This is a genomic window from Alcaligenes sp. Marseille-Q7550 (assembly GCF_965112015.1).
On record NZ_CBCOPU010000001.1, the window covers coordinates 371,411 to 397,684 of the forward strand.

Consider the following 26,274-nt stretch of genomic DNA (forward strand, 5'->3'; position numbering starts at 1 on the left):
CAGGGTGTAGGGGGCGCTCAGGGGATGTCGCCCAGGCTCAGGCGCGGGAATCCGCGCAGGCCGTCGGCCCCGCCGGTCAGCTCGCGCCAGCGGAAGGCCACTTCCCAGACCAGTTGGCCGGCGACCAGCGTGGTGACCAGGAAGAACAGGTCCGAGGTGCGCAGGCTGACCAGGGCCATCAGGACCGAGAGCAGCACGCCCGCCAGGATGCCGATCGCCAGGACCAGCGGCAGGCTGGCGCCCAGCGACTGGCTGGCGATGGCGGTCGCGTAGCCGGCGAAGCCGAATACGGCGCCGTGGCCCAGGGACACCAGGCCGCCGTAGCCGATCAGCAGGTTGATGCTGAGCACCGCGCAGCCGATGAGCAGGGCTTCGGTGGCGAAGCGCCACAGGAAGGGGTCGCCCCAGGCCGCGCTGCTCAGCAGCACGAGGCTGGCCAGCGCGGGCCATAGCCAGGAGGACAGCGGGGAGGTGGATCGGGTGCGCATTGAACAGGTTCCTAGACTTGACGCGTGGAAGAACTGTTCAGACCGCGCGGCCAGATGGCCAGCATGCCCAGCATGACCGCCAGCGTGGCGGCGTTGGCGAAGGCGGGCACCCAGACGCGGGCGAAGGTGCTGACAAAACCCAGGATCAGGGCGCACAGCAGGGTGCCGCGCACCGAGTTCAGGCCGCCGATGACCACCACCAGCAGGGCCAGCAACAGGATTTCCTCGTCCAGGCCGGGGTAGACGGACAGCATGCCCGCGCCCAGGGCCCCGCCCAGTCCGGCCAGGCCGGCGGCCAGCGCCATGCCGATGGCGAACAGGCGACGCGAATCCAGGCCCAGGGTTTCGACGACGCCAGCGTCCTGCACGCAGGCGCGTATGGCCGCGCCCCACAGGGTGCGGTCCAGCAGCAGCCAGAACAGCAGGGCCAGCGCCAGGCCGGTGACGATCAGGAACAGGCGGTAGGCCGGGAAGGGCAGGCCCAGCACCCACACGACGCCGCGCAGCGCCTGGGGCAGCACGGGCGAGAGCGTGTCGGCGCTGAAGCCCCAGCGCATCAGGTCCGCGAAGATGACCGAGATGCCGTAGGTCAGCAGCACCTGCATCAGGTGGGTGCGCTGGTAGAACTGGCGGAACGGAAAGCGGTCCAGCAGCCAGCCCATGAGGGCGCACAGCACGAAGGCGGCCGGGAAGGCCAGCCACCAGGGCGCGCCCGAGGCCAGCCATTGCACGCCGATGTAGCCGCCCAGCAGGAAGAAGGAGCCGTGGGTCAGATTGATGAAGTTCATCAGGCTGAGCACCAGGGACAGCCCCAGCCCCGCCAACATCAGCAGGGCCGAGAAGGACAAGGCGTTCAGGGCTTGAAGCAGGAAGTAAGACAAGGCGGTGCTCAACTGCGCGGGCCGGGATCCTGGATGCGGGAGTAGGTGTGCACGACGGTGTTGAAGGGGCGCCCTTGCGCGTCCTTGCGCACTTCGTTCACGTAGATGTCCAGGATGGACTGGTTGTTGCGCGGGTCGAATTGTAGCGGCCCGAAGGCGGTGTCTATGGGCTTGTCCAGCAGCGCCTGCTTGAAGGCCGGCTTGCTGGAGAGATCGCCCTTGACGGCGTCCAGGCCGGCCTTGATGACCTGGCCTGTGACGTAGCCGGAGGTGCTGGCCTCGCCGGGCAGGCGGCCGCGCGCGGCCTGGTAGGCGGCCGCGAATTCCTGGGCGCCGGCCGCGCCGGGCGACTGGTGAAAGGTGCTGACCCCGCCCAGGGCGGCTTCACCCACGGCCGTGACCACGTCTTCCTGGTCGTACAGGGCGCCGGGGCCGATCACCTGGATCTTGCCGTGCAACTGGTAGTCCTGCATCTGCTGGTGAAAGCGCACGGCGTCCGCGCCGGCCAGAAAGGTGTAGACGAACTTGGGATTGCTGGCCGCTAGGTTCATGATGATGGGCGCGAAGTCCGGCGTGCCCAGCGGCGTCCAGATGCGCTCGCCCAGCGAGCCGCCCTGTTCCTGGTAGGTATGGGCGAAGTCCTCGATGTATTCGCGCCCGGCCGTGTAGTCCGAGCCTAGGGTGATCCCGCCGGATTTTTCGATGTGTTCGTAGGTCCAGAGCGCGCCGGTGTGGCCCAGCATCCAGCTAGTCTTGGTGGGACGGAACACGTAGGGGCTGGCCGCCTCGCGCGCCAGGGCGTTGGCGGCGGCGTTGGAAATGAAGGTGGGCAGTTCGGCGTCGTGCACGATGTCGCGGATGGCCAGGGCGATGTTGGCGCTGATGACTCCGCCCAGCACGTCGATGCGGTCGCGCGAGATCAGCTTGCGCACCTTGCGGATGGCTTCATCGGGCTTGCCGTGGTCGTCCTCGACCAGCAGCTGCACCTTGCGTCCGCCCATCTCGTAATTGCACTGCTGCAGCATCAGCTCCAGGCCGGCGCGCATGCTCTCCCCCAACGAGGCGAAGGGGCCGGACAGCGAGGTCAGCAGGGCGATCTTCAGAGGGCCGTCCTGGGCGCGCAGCAGGCGCGGCACGCCGAACAGCAAGGGGCTGGCCGCGGCGGCCAGCAAGAGCTGGCGTCGGCCAGCGCTGGGATGGGAGGTGGTCACGAATTCTGGTTCCGCAAGATAGGCGGCCGCGCCTCTGATTACCGCTTCAGAGCGTGCGGATGCTCTACTAAATGTTAATCATTATCATTTTAGGAGCTTTTGCCTGGTAAATAAAGCGTAAAGCGCAGGTAGCCTTTCGGGCCAAGCAGGAGGAAGTCTCAGCTTTCTTGAGGCGGGCCTGGGCGGGCCGGCTTGGCTGGTCCTTCGCCCGTGCTGCGCACGGGTTCCCTTGGCAGAACGCCGGAGCGGGCGGGTCGTGAACTCGGAGCGCGATTCGTCCCCCGGCTTGAGCGGCGGCTTCTCAAAGGCCTGCTTTGTTATCGACCAGTTCCCGTCCGCAGTTTGATGAAAAAAATGTTCTCAACGTCGGAATGCGGGTGAGAGCCTGAACGTATTAATGTTCAGTGAAGTTCTTCCCCGATCAGGCCGCCTCCCCGTTGATGTTGGCGCGGATGCGATTCAGGAATTGGCGCAGTTGCTTGAGCTCCTGGGCGGAGAAGCCCTGGATGGCGCGCAGGTGGATGTCCAGCGCCGCCGGCAGCACGTGCAGGAAGTGGCGCCGGCCCTGCTCCTGGATATGGATCAGCACCATGCGCTGGTCCTGCGGGCTGGGCTGGCGGGAGATGTAGCCGGCGTTCTCCATGACGACCAGGGCGCGGGACAGTGTGGTCTGGTCCACATCGGTGTACTGGGCCAGGGTGCTGACCCCCAGGCCGTCGGTCTCGTTCAGGAAGGCCAGCACGCGCCAGTGCAGCAGCGTCAGGTCATGGCTGCGCAGCAGAATCTGGAAGTCGGCGTTCAGGGCCGAGGTGGTGCGGTTCAGCAGATAGGGAATGAAGGTGTCGTGCCCGGTATAGGCGTCGGTGGCGGCGCCGGCCGGGGTAGGGGTCGTCATGATTGTTCTGGTTCCACGCAATCGTCAAAAAAAAACAGGCCTGCTCCCTCGTGCCGGCGGAGCGGGCCCGCAAGGTCCCGGCCGCGCCTGTGGATGCGGCCGGGAGAGTGGCCGTGTCAGCCCGTATGATCCACCTTGCGCTGCAAGGCGGCAATCGCCAGGTTCAGGGCAAAGCCCAGCAGGCAGATCCACACCAGGGGCACGAACATGTCGGTGATGCGGTAGCTGCGCGCGGCGGTGGTCAGCATGTGGCCCAGGCCGTCGGTGGAGGCGATCATCTCGGCCAGGAACACGACCACGCAGGCGATCACCCCGGCCACGCGCACGCCGGCCAGCACGGTGGGGCAGATGGCCGGCAGCACGCCTTTCCAGAGGCAGGCCGCCCGCGAGGCGCCGGCGGCGCGCGCCGACCAGATCAGCTTGCGGTCCACCGTCTGGGCGGCCACCCAGGTGGCCATGAGCACCGGGAAGATGGCGTCCGAGACCACCAAAGATATCTTGGAGGCGCTCTCGAAGCCCAGGATCAGGATCAGCGCGGGGTACAGCGCGATCTTGGGGATGGGCGCCAGCAGGCGGATCAGGGCGTCCAGCAGCAAAGCGCTCCAGCGCGAGAGCTGGGCCGCCAGCGCCAGCGCCACGCCCAGTGCCGAGGCGATCAGCAGGCCGCTGAGCAGACGATAGACCGTGATGCCCAGGTTGCGCCAGAAGTCGGCCTGTCCGGCCAGCTCCAGCACGCGCAGCACGATGGCCGAGGGCGCGGGCAGCAGTTGCGGGCTGACCCAGCCCAGGCGGGTGGCCAGTTCCCAGACGATGAGCAGCAGCGCGGGACTGATGCACAGCGACAGGCCCGACAGGTTCCAGCGCCGCGCGGGCATGGAGGCCGCCGCGGGGCGCGGTTCCAGGCGGGCGGAGGGCAAGGTTTTGCTTGTCATGGGTTCATCCCTTGTCGATCAGGGCCTGGGCCGAGTCGTACCAGTGCGTGCAGCGCTTGCGCACCTGCTCGAACAAGGCGTCGCAGGCGATGCCCAGCACGGCCAGCAGCACGATCACGGCGTAGACGGTGGGGTACTGGGCCATGTCCATGGAGGTGAAGAGCAGATTGCCTATGCCTTCCTGGCGCGCGATCATCTCCGAGGACACCATCACGATGAGCGCCATGACCACCCCGACCCGGCAGCCTATCATCACCTCGGGCAGGGCGGCGGGCAGCACCACCTTGCCCAGCCGCGCCAGCGGGCCCATGCCCATGGAGCGCGCCACCCAGACCAGCTTGGGCTCGATGCGGCAGGCGCCGTGATAGCTGTGGTAGAGCAGCGGCAGGGACACGCCCATGGCGATGACCAGGATCTTGGAAAAGTCGCCCAGCCCGAACCACAGCATCAGGATGGGCATGAGCGCCGCCTTGGGCATGGGATAGGCCAGGGCGACCAGCGGATAGAACAGGGTGTAGACCAGGCGGCTGCGGCCCATGGCCAGGCCCAGCGGCACGGCCACGGCCAGGGCCAGGGCGTAGCCGGCGAACATGCGCCCCACCGACTGCAGGATGGCGCTCCAGGCCGTGGGGTCGGCGACCAGGGCGGGCAGCTCGCGCAGCGCCGCCTCGGGGCCGGGGAAGGAGTCCAGGCCGACCCAGCGGGCCAGGCCCGCCCAGGCCAGCAGCACCAGGGCGGCGGCCAGGGCCAGCGTGGCCCAGCGACGCTCGTACCAGTGCCGCGGGCTCATGGGTGGGCCTCCGCCATCAGCGACTGTTCCAGCCGGATGATGGTGTCCTGGTAGACGGGGTTGCGCAGCAGCTCGGCGCGCACGCGCGGACGCGGCAGGTCTATGTCCACGACTTCCTTGATCCGGCCCGGCGAGCCCGTCATGACGACCACGGTGTCGGACAGGAACACGGCCTCGTCCACGCCGTGCGTCACGAAGACGACGGTGTTGCGCAGTTGTTCCCACAATGTCAGCAGTTCGGTCTGCAGGTTGACGCGGGTATGGGCATCCAGGGCCCCGAAGGGCTCGTCCATCAGCAGGATGCCGGGCTCGTAGGCCAGCGTGCGGGCGATGGCGGCGCGCTGGCGCATGCCGCCGGAGAGCTCGCGCGGATAGAAGGAGGCGTAGGGCCCTAGCTTGACCTTGTCCAGCCACTCGCGGGCGCGCTCTTCGGCCTGGCGGCGCGGCACGCCCTGTTCCTGCATGCCGTAGGCCACATTGCCCAGCACCGTCTTCCAGGGGAACAGGGCGTATTCCTGGAAGACCGGCCCGCGGTCCGGGCCGGGGCCGGTGACCGGCTTGCCCTGGACCCGGATCTGGCCGCTGGAGCAGGACTCGAAGCCGCCTATCATGTAGAGCAGCGTGCTCTTGCCGCAGCCGCTGGGTCCCAGGATGGAGACGAAGCGGCCGGCGGGGATGTCCAGGGCGATGTCGCGCAGGGCCGTGTGCGAACTGCCGCGGCGCGTGCTGAATATCTTGCCCACACCGTCCAGTTCTATCATGGCTTGTCCTCCCGCAGGTCGGCGCGGTAGAAGTCCCGCACGTTCAGGGCCTGCTTCAGGAAGCCGGCCTCGTGGTAGCGGTCATAGGTCTTCTGGATGGAATCCAGGTCCGGCTGCATGTCGGGCACGCGCGCGAAGTCCTTGTCGGTGAACAGGTACTTGGACAGCAGCTCCTTGGGCGCGCGCGTCACCTGCGAGGTGACCTCCACCGCCAGCGACGGATCCTTGTTCATCATGCTCATGGCGTGCTTCAGGTCCTGGACGTAGGCGCGCACCACGTCGGGGTGGGCGTCGCTGTATTCCTGGCTGCAGCCCTCGAAGATCTGCACGGACGGGCTGGCCACTTCGGACAGGGAGAACAGCTTGCGCAGGCCGCCTTTTTCTTCATTCAGCAGGGCGAAGGGCTGGGCCATGGGGCCGGCGTCGATGCGGCCGCTGCGGATGGCGTCGGCGGCCGGCGGAAAGCCCGTTTCCACGATCTTGACGTCCTTGTCCGGATCGATGCCGTTCTGGCGCAGCCACAGCAGCATGTCGAAGTACACCCCTGCACCGTAGGCGTTGGTGCCGATGACCTTGCCCTTCAGGTCGGCGGCCGTCTTGATGGGGCTGTCCTCTTTCACGGCCCAGTACACGGAGAAGTGCCCCGCGTCCGAGTGCACGTGCTGGGCCACGATGTAGGCCTTCAGGCCGCTCTCGATGGCGCCGTTGGCCAGCGACATGGGCGCCATGGTGGCGCAGTCCAGCACCTTGGCGCGCATGGCCTGCACCATGGGCGAAGTGCCCTGGAACTGGGTCCACTGGATCTGGTAGGTCTTGCCCAGGTTGGGGAACAGCTCGGGGCGCTTGGCCATCAGGTACTTGGCTTCTTCACCCGGAATGGTCCAGCCCACGCGCAAGGTGGGTAAGTCCTGGGCCTGCGCCAGGCCCTGGCAGGCGATAAGGGCGAACAGCAGTGCAGCGCGTTTTTTCATTCCTGTGTCTCCTTGGCGAGGTGATCGGCGCCGGCGGGGGCCAGGCCGACGTGGCGCAGCATGCCCAGGACGCGCGCCAGCACATCGCGGCGGTACGCCTGTTCCTGCTCGGCCGGGTAATCGTGAAAGCCTTGCCCGCTGCGCAGGCCGTTGCGCCCGCTTTCCATGTAGCGGGCGATGATGTCGGGCACGGCGTAGCGCTGGGGATCCAGGTTCTGCGCCAGGTAATTGCCCGCGTGATACAAGATGTCGTTGCCGCCGTAGTCGATGAACTCCAGCACGCCTATGCTGGCGAAGCGAAAGCCCAGGCCGTAGCGGGTGGCCTTGTCGATGTCGGCGGCGCTGGCCACGCCTTCGTCCACCATGCGGGCGGCCTCGTTCATGATCAGGGTCTGCAGGCGCGGCACGATGAAGCCGGGGTGGCAGCCGCAGACCACCGGCACCTTGCCGATGGACTCCAGATTGCCGCGCAGCCGCTCCAGCGCGTCCTGGCTGGTGCCGGGGTGCGCGCTGATCTCGACGAGCGGGATCAGAAAGGCGGGATTGAGCCAGTGGGCGTTCAGGAAGCGTTCCGGATGGCTGACCATGGGCGCCAGGTCCGAGGCCAGCATGGTGGAGGTCGTGGACGCGATCAGGGCGTCGGGCCGCGCATGCCGCGCGATGCGCCCCAGGGCGTCGCGCTTGGCCTCCAGGGTTTCGGGCACGCCTTCATAGACCAGGTCCGCGCCGGCCAGCACGCCGGCCGCCTCGTCCAGGCGCGCCAGCGCGATGCGGGCCAGGTGGCTGTCGGCCTGCTCGGCCGGGAACAGGCCCAGCTCGGCCAGCTGCTCCAGGGTGGCGCGCAGTTCCCGGCGTATGTCGGCTTCCAGGCGGGCGCTGTCCTGCGCGCCGCGGGGCTTGAAATCCAGCAGGGTCACGGCATGGCCGCGCAGCGCGTAGGCCAGGGCGATGCCCCGGCCCATGCGCCCCGCGCCCGCCGCGACGATGGGGGCGGAGACGTTCATCAGGCTCTCCCGTTGGCCAGCAGCTCCTGCATCTGGGCGCGGCTCAGCCCGTCCAGCCCCAGGGCGCCCAGCGTGCGTTCGCCCCGGCGCAGGTCCTGGCCGACGATGGCGCCGGCCACGGCCAGCAGGCCCCGGGTCACGGGCGCGTCGACTTGGGCCCAGTCGGCCACCGAGGCCAGGAAGGCCAGGCCCAGCATGGTGTCCTCGCGCATGTAGCGGTGCTCCTGCAGGTCGATCTTCTCGCGCCAGTCGCCGCTCTTGACCAGCTTGGCGTGCGAGGAACGGTCGCCGTACATCCACTGGTCGTTCTCGTAGTGGTCGGACAGCGGGAAGTGCGGCGCGCCATAGCCCAGGGCCTCGCGCACGCGCATGCGCTCATTGTCCAGCTGCGTGGTCACGGCGCGCACCGAAGGCTGGGTGCCTTCGTTATGGATGTCCCAGGCGGGGAAGTGCTCCAGGGGACCGGCGTTCATCAGGATGAGCGGCGGGGGGGTGGTGGGGGCGGCGTTCATCAGCGCGCCGGACAGGGCGTCTTCGCAGCGCTCCACGCTGGGGAAGACCTGGCTGATGACCTGCAGCGCGTGGTCGGTGTTGCGCGCCGGGTAGACGCCGGTGGGCAGGCGCGTGGCGCGCGTGGTGATGTTGATGACGGTGTCGCCGTGCTTGCGCGCCAGCCAGGGCAGGGTGCCGGTCTCGGCCCAGCTCACGTCGGCCGTATTGCCGTGTTCGCGCACGATCTCGCTCATCAGGAAGGAGCCGAAGGTGCCCGGCGGCAGGAACACGACCTGGCCGTCGCTCAGGTGCGGGGCCATGGCGCGGGCGATGTCCCGCTGGGCGATGGCCGGCGACGGGATCAGCACCAGGTCGGCGCCGGCGATGGCCTGGCCGATGTCGGCGCACACGCGGGCGATGGCGACCTCGCGCTCGCCGCGTTCGTCCTTCAAGGTGATGACGGGGCGATCCAGCAGGGGCTGGAGCTGGGCCGTGTCGCGGCGCCACAGGCGCACCTCGTGGCCTTGTTCACTCAGGTCGGCTGCCGCCGCGTAACAACCATGTCCGCCACCTAATACCGCTACCTTCATGTCTGTCTCCAGTCTTTGACTCGTTATTTCTATGCACTTGCATATAAATACAGACTAAAAGATGTTTAGGCTTAAAACAAGAGAGGGAAAGGGGGGAATTACCCTAGGGGCGCTCAGGATCGCGGCGCGGCGACGACCAGTTCCAGGGCGCGCACGGTGGCCCGGGCCAGCATCTGGCCGTGGCCCGCGTCGGGCAGCACGTACAGTTGCGCGGCCAGGCCGCGGTTCTGCAGCAGGCTTTGCAGCTTTTGCATGGCGGGCAGGGTAGGCACGCCGTTGCGGCGTCCTTCGGGACCGGCCGCCTGGGCGCTGACCGGATACCAGGCTTCCGAGGCGCCGGCCAGGATGTCGATGCGGGCCGACGCGGTGGCGCCCTCCAGCAAGGTCCAGACGAGGGGATCGCGCCACCAAAGCGAAGGGCTGGCGCACAGGTAGCGGTCCAGGGGCAGGGCGCCCCGGACCAGCGCGTAGAGCACGAACAGGCCGGCGTAGGAGTGGCCGTACAGGCTGGCGGGGGACGAGGCCAGGGCGGGCTCGACTTGGCGGCACAGGGCCAGCGCCAGACGCAGTTGTTCGACCATGGCGGGAGCGCCGCCGGCCTGCCAGCGCGGTACGCGCGGATCCGTCCACAGGGCGCCGTCGGGGGCGGGCGGGGTGTAGTCCAGGGCGCGGCAACGCTTGATGTGCTCCGGGTCGCCGGCATAGCCCAGCGCCAGCACGGCGCAGCGCTCCAGTGCCGGGTGGCCGCTTTGCTCCAGCAGCGGCAGGGTCCACTGGCCGTCCAGCAGGCACAGCAGGGGCAGGGCATGGGCGGGGGATTGCTGCGGCAGGCGCAGTTGCGCCTGGTGTTCATGCCCCCCGGCAGGGGGCAGGTCCAGCGGGATCAGGCGGGCCATGGATCAGCGGGCGGCTGCGCTCTGAGCCGGTCCGTCCAGCAGGTCTATCATGTAGGTGCCTTCCATGGGCACGGTCAGGAAGCGCTGGTTGACCTCCTGCAGGGTCTGCGCGGCGGATACGCCCTGGAAGCGGTCGGGGTGGATCCAGCCGGCCAGGGCCTCGATGAAGATCATGTGCAGGGGCGAATCGTTGAAGGCGTGCCAGATGCCGTGGCTGTTGCCGCTGCGCACGGCCGGCAGGGCCTGCAGGCGGTTGCCGTCTATGATGGCCTGCAGGCTTGCGCGCGCCTGCTCGGGGGCCACGCCCGTGCCGATGCGCAGGCCCGAGCTGGTGCGTTTGCCCGAGCCGGTGCCGGTGGCCACGTAGCCCAGGGGCGCGCGCGAGTTGATGTACTCGAAGTTCAGCTTGCCGGTGGAGCTCTTGAGCACGTCGGCGCCGATATTGTGGCCGCCGGCATAGGAAATCATGTCGTTGAAGGTTCCGGCGCCCGGCGAATTGCAGCAGTCCGTGCTGCCGGCGTGCGCGTGCACGAAGACGGGCGGGCGTTCGCCTTCGGGCAGGTCGGCCAGGCGCTGGGCGATGCCCTTCATGTGCTGCTCGTAGAAGGCGATGAATTCGTCCGTGCGGGCCTGTTCGCCCACCGCGTAGCCCAGGGCGCGCAGGCTGGGAATGGTGTTTTCCAGCGGGTTGACGAAGAAGTCGATGACGATGACCGGCACGCGTGCGGCGGTCAGGCGCTGGATCAGGGGCGAGTCGCCGGCATCCTGGCCGGGGGTCAGCCCCGCGAAGGCGGCGGTCAGCACCACCAGGTCGGGGCGCAGCGCCAGGGTCTGCTCCACGGAGAAAGTGTCGGCGGTGTGGCGGCCCACCACGGGCACCGAGGCCAACTGGGGGAAGCGCTTGAGGTAGTTTTCGTATTCGTTGGCAAACGAGGTCTTGAATTCGTCCGACCAGCCCGCCACGATGCCGGCCGGGTCCGGATGCACCAGGGCCAGCACGGGAAAGTGGCGCGCCTGGGCCAGCACCACGCGCTTGGCCGGGCCGGGCAGCTCCACCTGGCGCCCCATGGCGTCGGTGACCTGGATGGCCTGGGCGTGGGCGGCCAGCGGCAGCAGCAGGGACAGCGAGACAAGCAGGTGGCGCAGGATCTTCATGGGGTCTCCGGGGTCACAGCACGGGCTCTTGCAGCCCGTCGATGATGATTTGCAGCGTGCCGAGCGAGCAGCTCTCCACGCGGGCGCGCACGCCGTAGGCCTGCGCCAGGGAATCGGGGGTGATGACCGCGCGCGGCGCGCCCTGGCCCAGCAGGCCGCCGCCCTGGATCATCAGGGCGTAGTCGCTGTGGCGCAGGGCCACGTTCAGATCGTGCAGCACGATCAGGGTGATGAGCTGGTTGTCATGGGTCTCCTGGGCCAGCAGGTCCATGACGTGGAACTGGTAGTTCAGGTCCAGGGCGGACAGGGGTTCGTCCAGCAGCAGCAGCTTGGGCTTGCGGATCAGGGCCTGGGCCAGGCCCACCAATTGTTTCTGGCCGCCCGAGAGCTGGTCCAGGTAGTGCATGGACAGGTGCGCGATGCCCAGGCGCTGCAGGATGCGCAGGATGTGCTCGTGGTCCACGTCGCGGGCCTGGCCGCCGGGCGCCGAGGCGTTGGCGGCCACCAGCACGGATTCGAACACGCGCAGGTGCACCGAGGCCGGCAGGGACTGGGGCAGGTAGACGACTTTCCGGGCGCGCTGCTCGAAGCTGACGCCGTTCAGTTCCTGGCCGTCCAGCAGGATGTGGCCGGCCGTGGGCTTGAGCAGCCCGGCCAGGGACTTGAGCAGGGTGGACTTGCCGCTGCCGTTCGGGCCGAGCAGGGCCACCAGCTGGCCGGCTTGCAGGGGCTGTACGGTCAGATCGGACAGGATCGGGCGTTTGCCGTAGGACAGGCTGAGATCGCGGACTTCAAGCATGGCTTACTTCATTTGGCGCCGCAGCACGACGCCCAGGAAAAAAGGCACCCCGACCAGGGACGTGACGATGCCCACCGGGATGATGATGCCCGGCACGATGTTCTTGGAGGCGATGGAGGCCAGCGACAGGATGACCCCGCCCACCAGCGCGCTGCCGGGCAGGTAGAAGCGGTGGTCCTCGCCGAACAGGCGGCGGGCGATGTGCGGGGCGATCAGGCCGACGAAGCCGATGGTGCCCACGAAGGACACGGCCATGGCCGCCAGCAGGCTGATGCGGATGAGGGAGGTCAGGCGCAGGCGCGAGACGTTGATGCCGAAGCTTGCGGCGCGGTCCTCGCCCAGGCGCAGGGCGGTCAGCTTCCAGGTGTCGCGCAGCGAAAGCGGCAGGATGAGGGCGAACACCGCCAGCATGATGCCCACCTTGGCCCAGGAAGAACGCGACAGGCTGCCCATGGTCCAGAACACGAGGCCCTGTAGGGCTTCGGCGCTGGCCACGAACTGCACCAGCGACACCAGGGCGTTGAAGGAGAACACCAGGGCGATGCCGAACAGCACCAGGTTGGCGGTGCTCATGGCGCCCCAGCGCGCGACCGCGTCCAGCAGCATGGCCGAGAGCAGCGCGAAGATGAAGGCGTTGGCGGCGATGGTCCAGGCCTGCGGCACGCCGGGCAGGGACAGGTCCAGCACGATGGCCAGCGAGGCGCCGAAGGCGGCCGCAGAAGAAATGCCCAGCGTGAAGGGGCTGGCCAGCGGGTTGTTCAGGATGGTCTGCATCTCCGCGCCGTACAGGCCCAGGGCCAGGCCGATGGCCATGGCCATGAGAGCGTAGGGCAGGCGAATCTCCCAGACGATGACGCGCGTGGTGGGATCGGACTGCTCCGGATTGAACAGGGCGTGGCTGAGTTCGGACAGGCTCAGGCCCGAGGGGCCGAGCATGAAATCGGCCACGATGGAGGCCATAATGATCAGGGCCAGGGCGCCCACCAGCAGCCAGCGCCGCTTGAGGATGTGTCGATAATCGGCCAGCGCCGTGGCCGGAACAGCAGATGTGGACATTAAGTGTCTGAATGAGAACTGTTTACGCAGAAAGAAGTATAGTTCATCGGCTCCGCTTTGGCGCCATCACCGTGATTCTTTTATGCCGCTTGACTATCTGGACCATTTTTCGCCCCTGGGGCGACATTACCGCCTGACCCTGGCCACGCCCGACGGCCCGGCGCCGGCTGCCGGCTGGCCGCTGGCCTGCGTGCTGGACGAGCCGCAGTTCCAGGCCGCGCTGACGGCCCTGCAGGGATTGGGGGACTTGCCGGGCGCCCTGCTGGGCGTGGGCTATGCGCAGCAGAACTGGCGCGAGCAGGACTATACGCCGGGCGCGCCCGGCGAAGCGGGACGGGCGGATGATTTCATGGCTCTGCTGCGCGATGTCGCCCTGCCCTGGGCGCACGCGCGGGCGCCGCTGGATGCGCAGCGCCGGCTGTTGTGCGGCCATTCGCTGGGCGGGCTGTTCGCCCTGCACCTGCTGTATCGCCTGCCCGGCTTGTTCCAGGCCATGGCGGTGTCCAGCCCCTCGGCATGGTGGGGCGAGGGCTGCCTGGCGCGCCTGCTGGCCCAGCCGCTGCCTCGCGAGGCGCTGTCCGTGCCGGTCGCCATCACGGTGGGGGAGCATGAACAGGGTCTGGGGCCCGAGGAGCGGGCGCTGCCGCCGGACGTCCAGGCGCAGCGCCTGGAGCGCCGCCGGGAGCGGCGCATGGTCGACGGTGCGCGCGAACTGGCGCAGGCTCTGGCCCGCCAGCAGGGCGCAGAGCCCCGGTTCCGCATCCTGCCGCATTGCACGCACGGCACGGCCGGTCCCACGGCCTTGCCGCGGGCCTGCCTGGACTGGCTGCGAGCGTGAACGGCTGGCTGGTCCGGCGCCGGCCTTGCCTTTGCTTGAACAGTGACGCCCGGCGTAGGCGGGCGGCGACCCGATTCAGGCGTTCGCCGGCGGATCGGGGCGGTATTCCAGCAGGTCCCCCGGCTGGCAGTCCAGCGCCCGGCAAAGCTTCTCCAGCGTCTCGAAGCGTATGCCTTTGACCTTACCGGACTTGAGCAGGGACAGGTTCTGTTCGGTGATGCCGATTTCCTGGGCCAGCTGGCGGGCCTTCATCTTGCGCAGGGCAAGCACGACATCCAGGCGGATGATGATCATGGCGTTAGGGCCTGTTCAGGGGCTTAGACAAAGCTGTTGTTTTCTTCGACCACCCGGGCGGCCTCCACCATGGCCCAGGACAGCACCCACAGGAACACGCCCAGGCCCAGCAGCATCATGTCGCTCAGGTTCAGGATGAAGGAATAGACCTGGCGCTCGGGCGGGTTGTTGATGGTCAGGGCGATGGCCGTCAGGGTCTTGGACAGGGGGAAGGCGATGCCGAACCCGGTGATCAGGGCGGCGATGCTGCGCAGCCGCATGGCGTTGAGCAAGGTCAGCACCTGGCCGCGGGTGAAGCTGTTGAGCATGTGCCGGGCGTGGTTCATGCTGCGGATCAGCAGCAGGGCGGGCACCAGGGTGATGACGAAGCCCACCAGCCGGTGCAGCGGCGTGATGTGCAGCCAGTCGACCTGTTCGGGCGTGATTTCCAGGAACATGATCAGCGAGGGCATGAAATCCTCGTCCGGGATCCATAGTCCGACGGCTCCCAAGAACAGCAGGGTGCTGACGACCAGCAGGAACCAGCGCGCCCAGGACGCGATGCGGGTGATGGCCTGCAGGGATTTGCCGGTCAGTTGGGCGCCGGGCAGGAAATCATCGGGGGGAAAGATGGCGGGCATGGAAACTCCGTGAGGACATCGTGAATGCCAACCGGCGTATTGTAGACAAAACTTATTGCTGGGCGACAAGTTTTTAATGCACGAGCTGATCTGCCCGGCTGCGAGGCCTGAGTTCTTCACTGCGGTTGCGCGCCGGGGTTCCGTATAATGGGCGAGGCCGAAGGCCTGGCCGTTTCCAGGCCTTTTCTGTTTCCCGCACCGTGTTTTCAGGTCCTGCCCTATGGCCGCGCATCGCGCTTGCTCTCATTCCGACTCCCCAGCCGAGCAGACGGGTCTGCTGTTGCATGCGCAATGGCTGGATTATCCGCGCCTGGAAGGCGTCGCCCGCCAGGCGGCCAAGAAAGCCCGCTTCGAGGACCGCCAGGCGATCCGCCGCCTGTGGCTCAAGGCCTGGCGGCTGCCGCAGGACGCGGCATTCTTCAATCAGATCATCGCTGCCGAGCTGGCCTTGCCGGATGCCGACGAGCGCCTGCGTGCCCAAGGCGTGCCCGAGGTGGTCGTGCAATGCCTGCGCCTGCTGTTCCAGATGAGCGAAGCCGACCTGGATCCGGCGTCCTTCGCCGCCTTGCGCGGGACCTTGATCGAACGGCGCGCCGAACTGGCCGGCACGATCGCCTCCCAGTCCCTGCCGCTGAGCGACGCCTGGCCCGAGGCCGAGCGGGGCGAACGCCTGGAGGCCCTGGTGGGCGCCTGGCAGGCCCTGCCCCTGGCCCAGGCTTATCTATGGCGCCTGCAGGCCGAGCGCAGGGACGAGGACTTGCGCCGCCAGCGCTGGGAGCAGGCCAGGCAGGAACGCGAGCAGGCGCGCCGCCAGGAGCAGGAACAGAAACAGAGCAAGCTGGACCAGGCCCGGGAACGGCTGGAGGGCTGGCTGCGGGAACAGGGAGCGGGGCCGCATTTCATTCCGGTACAGGCCTTCGAAGGCCTACAGTCCGGCGAGCCGGCGCACTGGTTCATGACCGTGCACGGCCGCAATGCCAGCGCCGGCGTGCTGGCCCAGGTGTTCGACCTGCCCCAGGACCAGAAGGACATCCTGCTGCAGGCGCAGGCCCAGCGCGAAGAGCGCCTGCGCGAACAGCGCCAGCAGCGCTGGGCCTGGGAGCAGGAATGCGTGGGCCCCGAGGAGGTCATGGCCATGCTGGGCATCACGCGTCAGGAGTACGAGCATTGGCTGGCCGACCGGCGCCTGCCCAGCGTCAAGCTGGAGCTGCGCGGAGCGGCCAAGGGCGGACGCGCCCGCGTGGCGCATCATCCCGACCTGCTGGCCGCCATTGACCAGGCGCAGATCGAGCAATGGCGCCGGGAGGCGCTGGCGCGCCTGAACGCGCGCGACCGCGCCCAGTACGAGCGCGCGGCCGACCGGGCGCGCACGCAATGGCGCCAGCAGCAGGCGCTGGCCCAGATCGATGCCCAGGAACAATGCCATCATGAAGCGGATCCCGAGGACCCGCAGCGCCTGTGGTGGCGCAAGGACCTGTGGCTGCCGGTCGCGGTGCCGGTGGCGGGCGAACTGCAGAATTGGCGGGCCAATGTGCGCATGCAGGCGGCCCTGCCCCTGCCGCGCACGGGCGCCGAGCTGGACCGCCTGCCCGCGCGCGTCGCGGTGCTGTTCACCCAGGCCGCGCAGAACCGGCTGGCGCAGCGCCTGGCCGACGCCCTGGACGCGTTTCTGCAGGCCCAGCGCCCCCTGATCGACGGCCAGTCCTTCCTGGAACTGGCGCGGGCCCTGCGCCAGGCCCTGGAGGAAGGGATAGAACAGCAGGACATCGAGGCCGGGGATTTCGAAAAACGCCTGGTGGGCGGACCGGTGCGGCGCATCCTGGAGACCGTGGAGCGCCAGCGCGCCCAGGACCTGCTGCGCCTGGGCGACTTCCCGCAGATGTTCAGCCTGGCGCGCGGCATACGGCGGCACCTGGTGTTCCGCCTGGGACCCACCAATTCGGGCAAGACCCACGAGGCGCTGGAGGCCTTGATGGAAGCCCGCTCGGGCGTGTACCTGGCGCCATTGCGGCTGCTGGCCATGGAGGTGCGGGACCGGCTGATGAATGCAGGCATCCCTTGCAATCTGGTGACGGGCGAAGAGCGCGTGATGGTGCCCGGAGCCCGTCACACGGCCTGCACCGTGGAAATGATGGACCCGACCATGGAAGTGCGCGTCGCCGTCCTGGACGAGATCCAGATGCTGCAGGACGAGCAGCGCGGCTGGGCCTGGACGGCGGCGCTGGTGGGCATGCCGGCGCGCACCCTGTTCGTCTGCGGCGACCCGTCCGTGCTGCGGCCCTGCGAGCGCCTGGTGCGCGCCATGGAGGAAAGCATGGAGCTGGCCTTCACCGAACGCAAGACGCCGCTGGAAGTCATGGCGCATCCCGTGGAGCCGCCGCGCGCGACCCGGGGCGGCGAGCGCGGCCGCCAGTCGCCGCCCTGGCGCGGCCGCAAGGACCGCCAGCGCGACGCCCAGGGCGTGGCCAAGGGAGACGCCGTCGTCGCCTTCACGCGCAAGGATGTGCTGACGCTCAGCGCCCGCTATCGCGCCCAGGGCCTGAAGGTGGCCACCATCTACGGCGCCCTGGCGCCGGAGGTGCGGCGCACCGAATCGGAACGCTTCTCGCAGGGGCATGCGGACGTGCTGGTGGCGACCGACGCCATCGGCATGGGCCTGAACCTGCCCATACGCCGCGTGCTGTTCTCCACCGTGCACAAGTTCGACGGCCGCTCCATGCGCGCGCTCAACGCCACCGAGGTGCGCCAGATCGCCGGCCGGGCCGGCCGCTACGGGCTCTATCCCAAGGGCTACGTAGGCGCCATGGACGCGCATGACCTGCAGCACGTGCGCGCGCAGCTGCAGGCCGACGACCCGCCCGTGGACCTGCGCCTGCCCATCGCGCCCGGCCCGGACCATGTGCAGGCGCTGGCCGAGCTGCTGGACAACCAGAACATCGGCGCGGTGCTGCAGTATTTCGCTCAGAAAGTGGCCTCGGACAGTCCGCTGTTCCAGACGGCGGGCTTGAAGGACGCCATCGAGCTGGGCTTTTGCGTGGACCGCCTGGCGCCCCGGCTGGACCTGCGCGAGAAGTTCACCTTTGCCTGCGCGCCCGTGTCGGTGGACAAGGACGCGGAGCTGGACTACTTCAAGCGCTGCCTGGCGGCCTATGTCGCGCAGCGGCCCCTGGCCCTGCCGCCGGCGCCGTCCTGGCTGAAATCGGCCAGCCCGTCGCGCCTGGAAGACGCCGAGCTGCTCAGCAAGCAGATCAGCCTGTACGCCTGGTTCAGCATGAAGTTCCCGCAGGTGTTCGACCAAGGAGCCTGGCTGCCGGAGCTGCGCGCCGAGGTCAGCCGCTTCATCGAACGCAGCCTGCTGCACCAGAGCGGCTTCGGCCAGACCAGCCGCGAAGCCTTCGGCACGCCGGGGGTGCAGCGGCGTCCCTGAGATATTGCTCAGCTCCAATTTGGGGGGTGACGAGGCGGCCAAGAATGGCTAGGCGCTGCAACCCCATTATGAGCCGCCCCAACCGTATGTTGAGCGGCGGCTTTACAGCGCCTTTTAGACTCATGACAGCCGCCAGGAAATTTCCTGTACCTGGGCATATCCGAGTACGATGCCCTATTCCATTCGTCTACATATATTCGCGTATGAATTACCGCAACCTGACGCTGGTGCTGGCGGCGCTGGCCATGCTGGGACCGTTCGCCACGGACGCCTACCTGCCCGCTTTCCACCGCATCGGCGCCGAGTTCGAGGTGGACCCGTCCCTGGTGCAGCAGACCTTGAGCGTCTACCTCTTCGGCTTTGCCTTCATGAGCCTGTTCTGGGGCACCTTGTCCGACAGCTTCGGGCGGCGGCCCGTCATCCTGGCCTCGCTGTTCCTGTTCGGCATCGGCTCCATCGGGTCGGCGCTGGCGCCGTCCTTCGGCTGGCTGCTGTTCTTTCGCATGCTGCAGGGCTGTTCGGCCGGCGCGGGACGGGTGGTCGGCCAGGCCCTGGCGCGCGACTGCGTGCAGGGCGCCGCCGCCCAGCGCCTGTTCGCCCACATCACCATGGTGTTCAGCCTGGCGCCGGCCATCGCGCCGGTGGTGGGCGGCTACCTGAGCAGCCATACCGGCTGGCGGGCCATCTTCTGGATGCTGACGCTGGTGACCGTCGGCTTGATTGCGCTGTGCCTGCGCCAGTTGCCCGAAACCCTGCCGCCGGCATCGCGCCAGCCCATGAAGCTGCTGCCGGTCCTGGGCAACTATTACCGGGCCGTACGCAACGGGCGCTTCCTGCTGGCCATCCTGGCCGTGGCCTTCGCTTTCGGCGGCTTCGCGCTGTACATCGCCTCGGCCGCCGGTTTCGTGATCGGCATCCTCGGCCTGCCTGAAACCGCCTTCGCCTGGCTGTTCCTGCCATTCATCGGCGGCATGCTGGGCGGCTCCATGATCAATGCGCGCTTTGCCGAACGCATTGCTCCGGCGCGCATGATACGCCTGGGCCTGAGCATCCTGTTCCTGGGCGCGGGGCTGAACACGGTGTACAACCTGTTCTTCCAGGCCGCCGTGCCCTGGGCGGTGCTGCCCATCTTCATCTACGCCTTCGGCATGTCCATGGCTCTGCCGGGCATGACGGTGGTGACCCTGGGCACCTTCCCCACCATGCGCGGGCTGGCCTCGTCGCTGCAGAGCGCGGTGCAGATGCTGATCTTCGCGACGGTATCGGGCGTGATCGCGCCCCTGCTGTTCGACAGCGCGCTGCTGCTGGCCCTGGGCATGCTGGCCAGCGCGGCGCTGTCGGCCTCGCTGTGGTGGTGCAGCCAGCGCGGCGCGGCGGCGCAGAGCGCCTGAGGCCTGGAGCAGGTCCTAAGACGCGGAGAAATCGGTGCTGGACGCCTGGGCCGGCGTGGACGGAGTGAACCACTGCACCAGTCCCATGCCGGCCAGGATCAGGAGTACGCCCAGGATGCGTCCCGCATGCACGGGACGGGGCGTCAGCCCCATCAGGCCGTAGTGGTCGATCAGCATGGAGCTGAGCATCTGGCCGGCCACCACGCAGACGATGAAGCTGCCCGCGCCCATGCGCGGCGTCAGGATCAGGGCGGCGCTGATGTAGATGACTCCGCCCACCCCGCCCGTCCACACCCACCAGGGGGCGTGGGTCAATTGGGCGGTCAGCGGCGCGGGCGCGCGCATCAGCCACAGGGTGGGTACGACCAGGGCGGCGCTGACGGCCAGCGATACCAGGGTGGCCCAGAGCGGATGCCCCAGTATCTTGCCCAGGACCGCATTGCTGGCGGCCTGGAAGGGAACGGCCGAGCCGGCCAGCAGGGCGATGAGCATGCTGAACAGGGATGAGCCGGGCATGAAGCAATCTCCAGAGTTGAAACAGGCCTTATCTTGCCGTATTCGCGTGCCGGATTGGGGCCGCCGCGCCTGATGGGCATTATTTCCTCGCATTTTCCCCCTCCGGCTTGTCGGAAAGCGCGTACGGCTTGACGATACCGGGTCGCGTTCCGTACAATTTCGCTCAGCCCGTCACCTTGGCGCTGGCGCCGCGTTCCGATGCAGGCTCGGATTGCCGTCAGGTCGGCGCTCCCATGCCCTGAGCCGTCTTTGTTTCACCCCTGTCTGATTGATTTTTCGATGAACCCAGCCACCCCACCCGCCCCGAATCTGGACGACGACGCCCTGCAGCTGGAGGCGCAGGCCTGGGTGATCCGTTTGAAGACCTCTTCCCTGACCGAGCGGCAGGCGCGCGAGTTCCGCCGCTGGTGCGGCCGCAGCCAGGCGCACGCCACGGCCTTCGCGCAGGCGCGCGAAGTCTGGGAGGCCCTGCCGCAGACCCGTGAGCAATGGACGCAGGACTTCCAGATGCGCCAGGGGCGCCGCCACAGTCCCGCACGGCGCGCCTTCCTGGGCGGCGTCGCGGCCTGCGGCGCGCTGTACCTGGTCGCCCGTCCGCCCATGCAGTTGTGGCCCAGCCTGGCCGACCTGCGCGCCGACTACCGCACCGGCGCGGGCGAGCAGCGCCGCGTGGAGGTGGCCGAGCACGTCTGGCTGGACATGAACACCCGCACCCGCCTGAACCTGCGCGACGATCCGCACCTGGGCCGTTCCGTGGAACTGCTGGACGGGGAGATCGAGGTGCGCCAGGCCGGCATGTCGGCGGCCGCCTTCACCGTGTTCGCGGGGACGGGCACCATCCAGGCTTTCAATGGCCGCACCAATATCCGCTACCTGGACAGCGAGGTCTGCGTGACCTGCCTGTCGGGCGGCGCCCTGGTGGATTATTCCGGCCAGCGCCAGACGCTGGAGGCCGGGCAGCAGGTGGTGTACGGCCGTCGTTCGTTGAGCCAGCCGCAGGCCGTGCCGCAGCAGCAGGCGCCGTCCTGGCGCCAGGGCCGCCTGGTGTTCGACAATGTGCCGCTGTCGGACGTGGTGCGCGAGCTGAACCGCTACTGGGCGGGCCGCCTGATCCTGACCGATGAATCGCTGGGCGGCAGCCGCGTCACCGCGCAGTTCACGCTGGATCGCCTGGACGAGGCGCCCGAACGGATACGCAACGCCTACGGGGTGGAACTGACGCGCCTGCCGGGCGGCATCGTCCTGTTGGGGCGCAAATCGGCTGATCGATAGCAGAGCTGGTCTTTGTGAAGACGCCGTTCAAGCAATGGGCACCTTATCGACCAGCCGATGGGGGTGTTTGCCGATAAAGAACGTCGTGACGCATCGTGGCCTTGGGGCACTGCGCGAGGAGCCATATAAAAAAGCCACCCCCGCAGGAGTGGCTTTTGTCGCTGAGCCGGACCGGCCTCCTCATTCGGCCGGCGTCTCGGCATCCTGCAGGCGGCTGACGCGCACGGTGGCGATGCGGCGCTGGCTGACTTCGGTGATCTCGAAGCGCAGGCCGTCGGCCTCCACCACGGCGCCCACCTCGGGCAGGGAGTCCAGGCGCTCCAGCAGGAAGCCGGCCACGGAACTGAAGCTGCTGTCCTTCAGGAACAGTTCCTCGGCGTCCACGGCCTGGGCCAGCGGCAGCAGGTCCGTGCCGCCGTCCACCTGCCACAGATTGGGGCCGATCTGCTGGATGGCGGGCTGCTCGTCCTCGTCCGGGAACTCGCCGGCGATGGCCTCCAGGATGTCGATGGGCGTGAGCAGCCCCTCGATGGCGCCGTACTCGTCCGTGACCAGCACGAACTGGCCGTTGGACTGCTTCAGGATGGCGATGGCGCTGAGCACATCGGTGTGCTCATGCACGATGATGGGCTCGCGCAAGTCCGGCCATTGGCTGATCTGCGGATAATCATCCAGGTCGGCCAGCAGATCCTTGGCGCGCGCCACGCCCACCACCTGGTCCAGCTGGCCCTGGCAGACGGGCAGGAAGCTGTGCGGCGTGGAGCGCAACTGCTGGCGCAGGGTGTCGTGGTCGTCCTCGGTGTCCAGCCAGGTGATCTCCTGGCGCGGCGTCATCAGCGAACGGATGGGGCGCTCGGCCAGGCTCAGCACGCCGCTGACCATGTTGCGCTCCTCGGTGCGGAAAGCCTGTTCTTCCTGTTCGGCGGCATGCTCGTCCTGGCCTTCGTCCTTGCCCGCCTCGCTCTTGCGGTTGCTGAGCATGCGCAGCACGGCTTCGGCGGTGCGGTCGCGCAAGGGGCGACGCGATTGCGAGCGCAGGGCGCTGCGGCGCGCGATCTGGTTGAAGAACTCGATCAGGATGGAGAAGCCGATGGCGGCGTACAGATAGCCCTTGGGTATCTTGAAGCCCAGGCCCTCGGCCGTCAGGGTCAGGCCGATCATGAGCAGGAAGCTCAGGCACAGCACCACCACGGTCGGGTGATTGTTCACGAAACTGGTGAGCGGCTTGGACGCCCAGATCATCAGGGCGATGGAGATGATGACGGCCGCCATCATGACGGGCAGTTGTTCCACCATGCCCACGGCGGTGATGACCGCGTCCAGAGAGAACACGGCGTCCAGCACCACGATCTGCGCGACCACCACGCCGAAGCTGGCGTAGGCCTTGTTGGCGCTGGCGTGGTGGCTGCCGCCTTCCAGGCGCTCGTGCAGCTCGCTGGTGGCCTTGAAGAGCAGAAACAGGCCGCCCAGCAGCAGGATCAGGTCGCGGCCCGAAAAACTCAGCGGGCCCAGGGAGAACAGCGGGGTGGTCAGGGTCACCAGCCAGGAGACGACGCTGAGCAGGCCAAGGCGCATGATGAGCGCCAGCGACAGGCCGATCAGGCGGGCGCGATCGCGCTGCTCGGGCGGCAGCTTGTCGGCCAGGATGGCGATGAAGATGAGGTTGTCGATGCCGAGAACGATCTCAAGCACCACGAGGGTCAATAAACCGACCCAGATGCTGGGGTCGAGTAGCCATTCCATAAGGGTGTCCTGTTAGACAGAAAAAGAAGACTGCGGGGATTTCGTGCAAGGCGCGCGGGCGCGCGCAAGGGTCAGGCGCGCGGCGGCCGGCGCTCGGGGGCGAACTCGCAGGAAATGGCAGGCAGGAAAAGGCTGGTGAATTCGGGCGGCCACAGCAGCAGCCAGGAAGGCTGCGCAAGGCTGGGCAGCGGGGTGTCGGCATGGTCCACATAGTCCTGCATGGTCGTCTCGGCCATGAGGGCGGAGAGATTCTGCAGGGACGTCAGCCAGCGGGCGCCCAGGCGATCGGCGGGCGAGGCCTGGCTGACCTCGTGGCGGGCCATGGCGGACAGGCCGTCCTGGACGGTGGCCTGGTAGTGGGCGCTGTAGGCCTGGAAGGGGAGAATGAGCAGTAAGACGACGACGAACCAGCGTCTCATATTGTCGGGTGCAAGTCAGGGGAGCCCCAGTATATCGTATGCCCGCCTCGCGCATGCAAGCGGGCGCGAGGCAAAGGGGAGGCGCGGCCCCGAAGGGCCGCGCGCCTTACTGCATCTGGCCGAAGCGCCCGGCGTTGAAATCATTGATGGCTTCGACGATCTCCTGCTGGCTGTTCATGACGAAGGGACCGTAGCCCACCACGGGCTCGTCGATCGGCTCGCCGCTGAGCAGCAGCAATTGCACATCGCCGTTGGCCTCCAGGCGCACTTCCGTACCCTTCCGGTCCAGCAATACCATCTGGGCTTCGCGTGCGATGGTCTGCTCGTTGACCTGCACCGTGCCGCCCAGCACCACCACGCCCGTGTTCCAGCCTTCGGGCAGGGTGAAGCGGGCCTGGCAGCCGGCCTTCAGCCGCACGTCCCACACGTGCATGGGCGTGTGCGTGTCGGCCGGGCCCTTGCGGCCCTGGTAGTCGCCGGCGATCACGCGCACCTGGCCGGCATCGCCTTCCAGGGGCACGGCGGGAATGTCGGCGTCCAGGATGGCCTGGTAGCGGGGCGGCGTCATCTTGGCGCTGGCGGGCAGGTTCACCCACAACTGCACCATGTGCAGGGTGCCGCCGTCGCGCGCGAAGGCGTCGGAGTGGTATTCCTCGTGCAGGATGCCGGCGCCGGCCGTCATCCATTGCACGTCGCCCTTGCCTATGGTGCCGCCCTGGCCGGTCGAATCGCGATGCGAGACCTCGCCGTCGTAGACGATGGTCACGGTCTCGAAGCCGCGATGCGGGTGCTGGCCCACGCCGCGCCGGTGCGAGCCGGCGGGAAACTGCGCGGGACCGGCGTAGTCCAGCAGCAGGAAAGGGCTGTGCTGCGCGGCATCGTCGTGATAGCTGAACAGGGAGCGGACGGGAAAGCCGTCTCCGACCCAGTGGGGCCGGGGTGCGTTGAGGACGCCCATTACGTTTTTCATTGTTGTGTTCCTGTCGAAAAAAAGTTTATATATCAAAGGGTAGTACTGATTCCCGCGCTTGATTAGCCCCCGCCGGCGCAAAACTGTATTGCTCTTTTGAGCTTTGCCGCATACAGCAATTTGTAACCAATATTGCAGGCGATTTACCCGCGCTCAGGCTACGATGGGCGCAATTTGATACAAAGAGAACGGAATGGGGCAGGCTTTTCAGGCCTTGAACGTCTGGCAGGTGATGGGCGTGGGGCTGTTGTTCTTCGGCGGGATCTACCTGCTGTTCGCGCTGGGCACCCTGGCCCTGACGCGCTGGCTGCTGCCGGCCCTGGGCTGGGGGCGCCCGCTGGACACGCGCCCCTTGCGCCCCGGCCAGTTGCGCCGGGAACTGAAGCAGTCCGGCACCGCCATCCTGATCTTCGGCACCGGCATGGTCTTTCCCTGGGGGCTTTTGCAGCTTGGCTGGGCGCATCTGACGCCCGACGCCGGCGCGGGTCGCATCGCCCTGGAGATCCTGGCGCTGGTGATCTGGAACGAGGTGCATTTCTGGATCAATCACCGCCTGCTGCACACGGCCTGGCTGCGGCGCTTCCACGGGCCGCATCACTCTTCGGTGGTGGTGACGCCGTTCTCCACCTACAGCTTCCATCCCATCGAATCGCTGATGCTGGGCAATGTGATCCTGCTGCCCATGGTGGTGCACGACTTCAGCTTCTGGTCGCTGCTGTCGGTGCCGCTGTTCAGCCTGTTCTTCAACAGCATCGGCCATTCCAATTACGACTTCTTCCCGCGTGTCTCGGGCGGTCATTGGCTGGCGGCCAGCCGCCGGCACCAGTTGCATCATGCCCGCTACAACGGCAACTACGGCTTCCAGTTCACCTTCATGGACCGCCTGTTCGGCACGCGCCTGACGGAGCGCCTCGCGCCGGCGGGGGAGCCGCGGGCATGACGGCCGGCTGGCGGCTGCGCAACGGCCGCGACTGGCAGAGCGTGGCCTATCTGCTGGCATATCCGGCGCTGGTTGCCGCTTTGTGGCGGGGCGGGGGCTTCTTGGGGGTGCTTGGCCTGCTTCTGGTTCCTTACGCTGGGCGTGGGCGTCATCAATCACAACCACCATCACCTGCGCATGTGGCATGGCCGCCTGCCCAACCGGCTGACGGACTTCTGGCTGACCCTGCTGCAGGGCCATCCCGCCTGCGTGTTCTGGCCGGCGCATGGCCGCAACCACCATCGCTACAAGCATGGCGAGCGCGACGTGGCCCGCACCTACCGTTTCCGGCGCGGCGACACCAACGATACCCTGGGCTGGCTCATCCATCCTTTCGAGGCGGTACCGGCGCTGTACCCCTTGATCTTTGGCTGGCTGGGCGGCCTGCGCCGCCGCCGGCCGGGCGTGTGGCGCTATTGCATGGCGCAGTACGGCCTGTGGCTGGGCAGCTGGGGCCTGGCCCTGGCGCTGGATCCGGTCAAGGGGTTCCTGTACGTGATCCTGCCGCAGTTGCATGGCCTGCACTGGCTGCTGACCACCAATTACCTGCAGCACGCCCATGCGGACGGCCGGCCGCAGGGGCGCCGCGGCCCGCAATTGGCCTATGCCCGCAATTTCGAAGGCATGGTCAACCCTTTGCTGTTCAATATCGGCCTGCACGTGGCGCATCACGAGCATTCGCGCGCCCATTGGTCGGAGCTGACGCGCCTGCACGAGACCGAGTACCGCGACCGCACTTCCGCCGCCTTGAACGAGGGCGGCCTGCTGCCCTACATGCTGCGGGTCTTCGTGCTGGGGCTGTTCGTGCCGGCCTGCCGCAGTCAACCTTTCATGCCCGCCGGCGAGCCACAGCGCCGGCGCGACCCCGTCTAGTCAGGAGCATT

The 26,274-nt window shown here is 67.8% G+C and carries 25 protein-coding genes and 1 pseudogene; 6 read left to right on the forward strand and 20 right to left on the reverse strand.

The annotated features are described in order from the left end of the window. Positions 1 to 17 precede the first annotated feature (17 nt). From ACWPWO_RS01745 to ACWPWO_RS01810, 14 genes are all read right to left on the reverse strand, one after another. Complete coding sequence (locus tag ACWPWO_RS01745; RefSeq protein ID WP_454003953.1) at positions 18 to 488, reverse strand: branched-chain amino acid ABC transporter permease; 471 nt, start codon at positions 486 to 488, stop codon at positions 18 to 20. 11 nt (positions 489 to 499) lie between these two features. After that, positions 500 to 1,369 (reverse strand): branched-chain amino acid ABC transporter permease, encoded by an 870-nt coding sequence (locus tag ACWPWO_RS01750; protein WP_454003955.1) that lies wholly within the window; start codon positions 1,367 to 1,369, stop codon positions 500 to 502. Positions 1,370 to 1,377: 8 nt separating this feature from the next. After that, positions 1,378 to 2,580, reverse strand: a complete 1,203-nt coding sequence (locus ACWPWO_RS01755; RefSeq protein ID WP_454003957.1) for an ABC transporter substrate-binding protein — start codon at positions 2,578 to 2,580, stop codon at positions 1,378 to 1,380. Positions 2,581 to 3,001: 421 nt separating this feature from the next. Next, complete coding sequence (locus tag ACWPWO_RS01760; RefSeq protein WP_394063493.1) at positions 3,002 to 3,475, reverse strand: MarR family winged helix-turn-helix transcriptional regulator; 474 nt, start codon at positions 3,473 to 3,475, stop codon at positions 3,002 to 3,004. A gap of 116 nt (positions 3,476 to 3,591) precedes the next feature. Further along, positions 3,592 to 4,407 carry an ABC transporter permease gene (locus ACWPWO_RS01765; protein ID WP_454003960.1) on the reverse strand — a complete coding sequence of 272 codons (816 nt, stop codon included), beginning with the start codon at positions 4,405 to 4,407 and terminating at the stop codon, positions 3,592 to 3,594. Between the two features lie 4 nt (positions 4,408 to 4,411). Then, positions 4,412 to 5,197 carry an ABC transporter permease gene (locus ACWPWO_RS01770; protein WP_454003962.1) on the reverse strand — a complete coding sequence of 262 codons (786 nt, stop codon included), beginning with the start codon at positions 5,195 to 5,197 and terminating at the stop codon, positions 4,412 to 4,414. Further along, on the reverse strand, positions 5,194 to 5,958 hold the full coding sequence (locus ACWPWO_RS01775; protein ID WP_454003964.1) for an ABC transporter ATP-binding protein: 765 nt from the start codon (positions 5,956 to 5,958) through the stop codon (positions 5,194 to 5,196). The genes ACWPWO_RS01770 and ACWPWO_RS01775 overlap by 4 nt, the downstream gene beginning before the upstream one ends. Then, a complete protein-coding gene (locus tag ACWPWO_RS01780; RefSeq protein ID WP_454003966.1) occupies positions 5,955 to 6,929 on the reverse strand; it encodes an ABC transporter substrate-binding protein in 975 nt (324 codons plus the stop codon). Before ACWPWO_RS01780 ends, ACWPWO_RS01775 begins: the two co-directional genes overlap by 4 nt. After that, positions 6,926 to 7,933, reverse strand: coding sequence for a 3-hydroxybutyryl-CoA dehydrogenase (locus tag ACWPWO_RS01785; RefSeq protein ID WP_454003968.1), 1,008 nt, complete (start codon positions 7,931 to 7,933; stop codon positions 6,926 to 6,928). Before ACWPWO_RS01785 ends, ACWPWO_RS01780 begins: the two co-directional genes overlap by 4 nt. After that, positions 7,933 to 9,015: an NAD/NADP octopine/nopaline dehydrogenase family protein gene (locus ACWPWO_RS01790; RefSeq protein WP_454003970.1), complete on the reverse strand. Its 1,083-nt coding sequence runs from the start codon at positions 9,013 to 9,015 to the stop codon at positions 7,933 to 7,935. The genes ACWPWO_RS01785 and ACWPWO_RS01790 overlap by 1 nt, the downstream gene beginning before the upstream one ends. A 113-nt stretch (positions 9,016 to 9,128) precedes the next feature. Continuing rightward, on the reverse strand, positions 9,129 to 9,911 hold the full coding sequence (locus ACWPWO_RS01795; RefSeq protein ID WP_454003972.1) for an alpha/beta hydrolase: 783 nt from the start codon (positions 9,909 to 9,911) through the stop codon (positions 9,129 to 9,131). Between the two features lie 3 nt (positions 9,912 to 9,914). Next, positions 9,915 to 11,066, reverse strand: coding sequence for an ABC transporter substrate-binding protein (locus ACWPWO_RS01800; RefSeq protein WP_454003974.1), 1,152 nt, complete (start codon positions 11,064 to 11,066; stop codon positions 9,915 to 9,917). A 13-nt stretch (positions 11,067 to 11,079) separates the two neighbouring features. Then, on the reverse strand, positions 11,080 to 11,865 hold the full coding sequence (locus ACWPWO_RS01805; protein WP_454003976.1) for an ABC transporter ATP-binding protein: 786 nt from the start codon (positions 11,863 to 11,865) through the stop codon (positions 11,080 to 11,082). A gap of 3 nt (positions 11,866 to 11,868) precedes the next feature. Further along, positions 11,869 to 12,921, reverse strand: a complete 1,053-nt coding sequence (locus ACWPWO_RS01810; RefSeq protein WP_454003977.1) for a FecCD family ABC transporter permease — start codon at positions 12,919 to 12,921, stop codon at positions 11,869 to 11,871. Positions 12,922 to 13,003: 82 nt separating this feature from the next. Here ACWPWO_RS01810 and ACWPWO_RS01815 point away from each other — a divergent pair, with 82 nt between their 5' ends. Then, positions 13,004 to 13,759 carry an alpha/beta hydrolase gene (locus ACWPWO_RS01815; protein WP_454003979.1) on the forward strand — a complete coding sequence of 252 codons (756 nt, stop codon included), beginning with the start codon at positions 13,004 to 13,006 and terminating at the stop codon, positions 13,757 to 13,759. 75 nt (positions 13,760 to 13,834) lie between these two features. Here the strand turns inward: ACWPWO_RS01815 and ACWPWO_RS01820 are convergent, their stop codons facing one another. Continuing rightward, positions 13,835 to 14,053, reverse strand: coding sequence for a helix-turn-helix domain-containing protein (locus ACWPWO_RS01820; protein ID WP_454003981.1), 219 nt, complete (start codon positions 14,051 to 14,053; stop codon positions 13,835 to 13,837). Positions 14,054 to 14,076: 23 nt separating this feature from the next. Next, entirely contained in the window at positions 14,077 to 14,673 is a 597-nt protein-coding gene (locus tag ACWPWO_RS01825; RefSeq protein ID WP_454003983.1) for a hypothetical protein, read from the reverse strand. Between the two features lie 220 nt (positions 14,674 to 14,893). On the opposite strand from ACWPWO_RS01825, the gene ACWPWO_RS01830 reads away from it, so the two are divergent. Beyond that, complete coding sequence (locus ACWPWO_RS01830) at positions 14,894 to 18,100, forward strand: helicase-related protein (RefSeq protein ID WP_454003985.1); 3,207 nt, start codon at positions 14,894 to 14,896, stop codon at positions 18,098 to 18,100. Between the two features lie 203 nt (positions 18,101 to 18,303). Further along, positions 18,304 to 19,491: a multidrug effflux MFS transporter gene (locus ACWPWO_RS01835; protein WP_454003987.1), complete on the forward strand. Its 1,188-nt coding sequence runs from the start codon at positions 18,304 to 18,306 to the stop codon at positions 19,489 to 19,491. Positions 19,492 to 19,506: 15 nt separating this feature from the next. On the opposite strand, the gene ACWPWO_RS01840 is transcribed toward ACWPWO_RS01835, so the two are convergent. After that, on the reverse strand, positions 19,507 to 20,007 hold the full coding sequence (locus ACWPWO_RS01840) for a DMT family transporter (RefSeq protein WP_454003989.1): 501 nt from the start codon (positions 20,005 to 20,007) through the stop codon (positions 19,507 to 19,509). A gap of 279 nt (positions 20,008 to 20,286) precedes the next feature. On the opposite strand from ACWPWO_RS01840, the gene ACWPWO_RS01845 reads away from it, so the two are divergent. After that, positions 20,287 to 21,279, forward strand: a complete 993-nt coding sequence (locus tag ACWPWO_RS01845) for a FecR family protein (RefSeq protein WP_454003991.1) — start codon at positions 20,287 to 20,289, stop codon at positions 21,277 to 21,279. Positions 21,280 to 21,459: 180 nt separating this feature from the next. Here ACWPWO_RS01845 and ACWPWO_RS01850 read toward each other — a convergent pair whose 3' ends face one another. The 3 genes from ACWPWO_RS01850 to ACWPWO_RS01860 all read right to left on the reverse strand — a co-directional run bounded on the left by ACWPWO_RS01850 (position 21,460) and on the right by ACWPWO_RS01860 (position 24,411). Further along, the gene (locus ACWPWO_RS01850) at positions 21,460 to 23,022 is read right to left on the reverse strand and encodes a TerC family protein (protein ID WP_454003993.1); all 1,563 of its coding nucleotides are present in this window, start codon (positions 23,020 to 23,022) and stop codon (positions 21,460 to 21,462) included. Positions 23,023 to 23,093: 71 nt separating this feature from the next. Beyond that, positions 23,094 to 23,441, reverse strand: coding sequence for a hypothetical protein (locus ACWPWO_RS01855; protein WP_454003995.1), 348 nt, complete (start codon positions 23,439 to 23,441; stop codon positions 23,094 to 23,096). Between the two features lie 106 nt (positions 23,442 to 23,547). Further along, positions 23,548 to 24,411 carry a pirin family protein gene (locus ACWPWO_RS01860; protein ID WP_454003997.1) on the reverse strand — a complete coding sequence of 288 codons (864 nt, stop codon included), beginning with the start codon at positions 24,409 to 24,411 and terminating at the stop codon, positions 23,548 to 23,550. Between the two features lie 193 nt (positions 24,412 to 24,604). Between ACWPWO_RS01860 and ACWPWO_RS01865 the strand changes: the two genes are divergently transcribed. Further along, a complete protein-coding gene (locus ACWPWO_RS01865; protein WP_454003999.1) occupies positions 24,605 to 25,351 on the forward strand; it encodes a sterol desaturase family protein in 747 nt (248 codons plus the stop codon). Further along, positions 25,348 to 26,263 (forward strand): annotated as a pseudogene (locus ACWPWO_RS01870) (fatty acid desaturase). The gene ACWPWO_RS01865 and the pseudogene ACWPWO_RS01870 overlap by 4 nt, the downstream one beginning before the upstream one ends. Positions 26,264 to 26,274 lie beyond the last annotated feature (11 nt).

Excerpts from the sequence above, each read along its gene's own strand:
- ACWPWO_RS01745 (WP_454003953.1), bottom strand. The coding sequence starts at position 488 with ATGCGCACCCGATCCACCTCCCCGCTGTCCTCCTGGCTATGGCCCGCG.
- ACWPWO_RS01760 (WP_394063493.1), bottom strand. The coding sequence starts at position 3,475 with ATGACGACCCCTACCCCGGCCGGCGCCGCCACCGACGCCTATACCGGG.
- ACWPWO_RS01765 (WP_454003960.1), bottom strand. The coding sequence starts at position 4,407 with ATGACAAGCAAAACCTTGCCCTCCGCCCGCCTGGAACCGCGCCCCGCG.
- ACWPWO_RS01770 (WP_454003962.1), bottom strand. The coding sequence starts at position 5,197 with ATGAGCCCGCGGCACTGGTACGAGCGTCGCTGGGCCACGCTGGCCCTG.
- ACWPWO_RS01775 (WP_454003964.1), bottom strand. The coding sequence starts at position 5,958 with ATGATAGAACTGGACGGTGTGGGCAAGATATTCAGCACGCGCCGCGGC.
- ACWPWO_RS01780 (WP_454003966.1), bottom strand. The coding sequence starts at position 6,929 with ATGAAAAAACGCGCTGCACTGCTGTTCGCCCTTATCGCCTGCCAGGGC.
- ACWPWO_RS01785 (WP_454003968.1), bottom strand. The coding sequence starts at position 7,933 with ATGAACGTCTCCGCCCCCATCGTCGCGGCGGGCGCGGGGCGCATGGGC.
- ACWPWO_RS01790 (WP_454003970.1), bottom strand. The coding sequence starts at position 9,015 with ATGAAGGTAGCGGTATTAGGTGGCGGACATGGTTGTTACGCGGCGGCA.
- ACWPWO_RS01795 (WP_454003972.1), bottom strand. The coding sequence starts at position 9,911 with ATGGCCCGCCTGATCCCGCTGGACCTGCCCCCTGCCGGGGGGCATGAA.
- ACWPWO_RS01800 (WP_454003974.1), bottom strand. The coding sequence starts at position 11,066 with ATGAAGATCCTGCGCCACCTGCTTGTCTCGCTGTCCCTGCTGCTGCCG.
- ACWPWO_RS01805 (WP_454003976.1), bottom strand. The coding sequence starts at position 11,865 with ATGCTTGAAGTCCGCGATCTCAGCCTGTCCTACGGCAAACGCCCGATC.
- ACWPWO_RS01810 (WP_454003977.1), bottom strand. The coding sequence starts at position 12,921 with ATGTCCACATCTGCTGTTCCGGCCACGGCGCTGGCCGATTATCGACAC.
- ACWPWO_RS01815 (WP_454003979.1), top strand. The coding sequence starts at position 13,004 with ATGCCGCTTGACTATCTGGACCATTTTTCGCCCCTGGGGCGACATTAC.
- ACWPWO_RS01820 (WP_454003981.1), bottom strand. The coding sequence starts at position 14,053 with ATGATCATCATCCGCCTGGATGTCGTGCTTGCCCTGCGCAAGATGAAG.
- ACWPWO_RS01825 (WP_454003983.1), bottom strand. The coding sequence starts at position 14,673 with ATGCCCGCCATCTTTCCCCCCGATGATTTCCTGCCCGGCGCCCAACTG.
- ACWPWO_RS01830 (WP_454003985.1), top strand. The coding sequence starts at position 14,894 with ATGGCCGCGCATCGCGCTTGCTCTCATTCCGACTCCCCAGCCGAGCAG.
- ACWPWO_RS01835 (WP_454003987.1), top strand. The coding sequence starts at position 18,304 with ATGAATTACCGCAACCTGACGCTGGTGCTGGCGGCGCTGGCCATGCTG.
- ACWPWO_RS01840 (WP_454003989.1), bottom strand. The coding sequence starts at position 20,007 with ATGCCCGGCTCATCCCTGTTCAGCATGCTCATCGCCCTGCTGGCCGGC.
- ACWPWO_RS01845 (WP_454003991.1), top strand. The coding sequence starts at position 20,287 with ATGAACCCAGCCACCCCACCCGCCCCGAATCTGGACGACGACGCCCTG.
- ACWPWO_RS01850 (WP_454003993.1), bottom strand. The coding sequence starts at position 23,022 with ATGGAATGGCTACTCGACCCCAGCATCTGGGTCGGTTTATTGACCCTC.
- ACWPWO_RS01855 (WP_454003995.1), bottom strand. The coding sequence starts at position 23,441 with ATGAGACGCTGGTTCGTCGTCGTCTTACTGCTCATTCTCCCCTTCCAG.
- ACWPWO_RS01860 (WP_454003997.1), bottom strand. The coding sequence starts at position 24,411 with ATGAAAAACGTAATGGGCGTCCTCAACGCACCCCGGCCCCACTGGGTC.
- ACWPWO_RS01865 (WP_454003999.1), top strand. The coding sequence starts at position 24,605 with ATGGGGCAGGCTTTTCAGGCCTTGAACGTCTGGCAGGTGATGGGCGTG.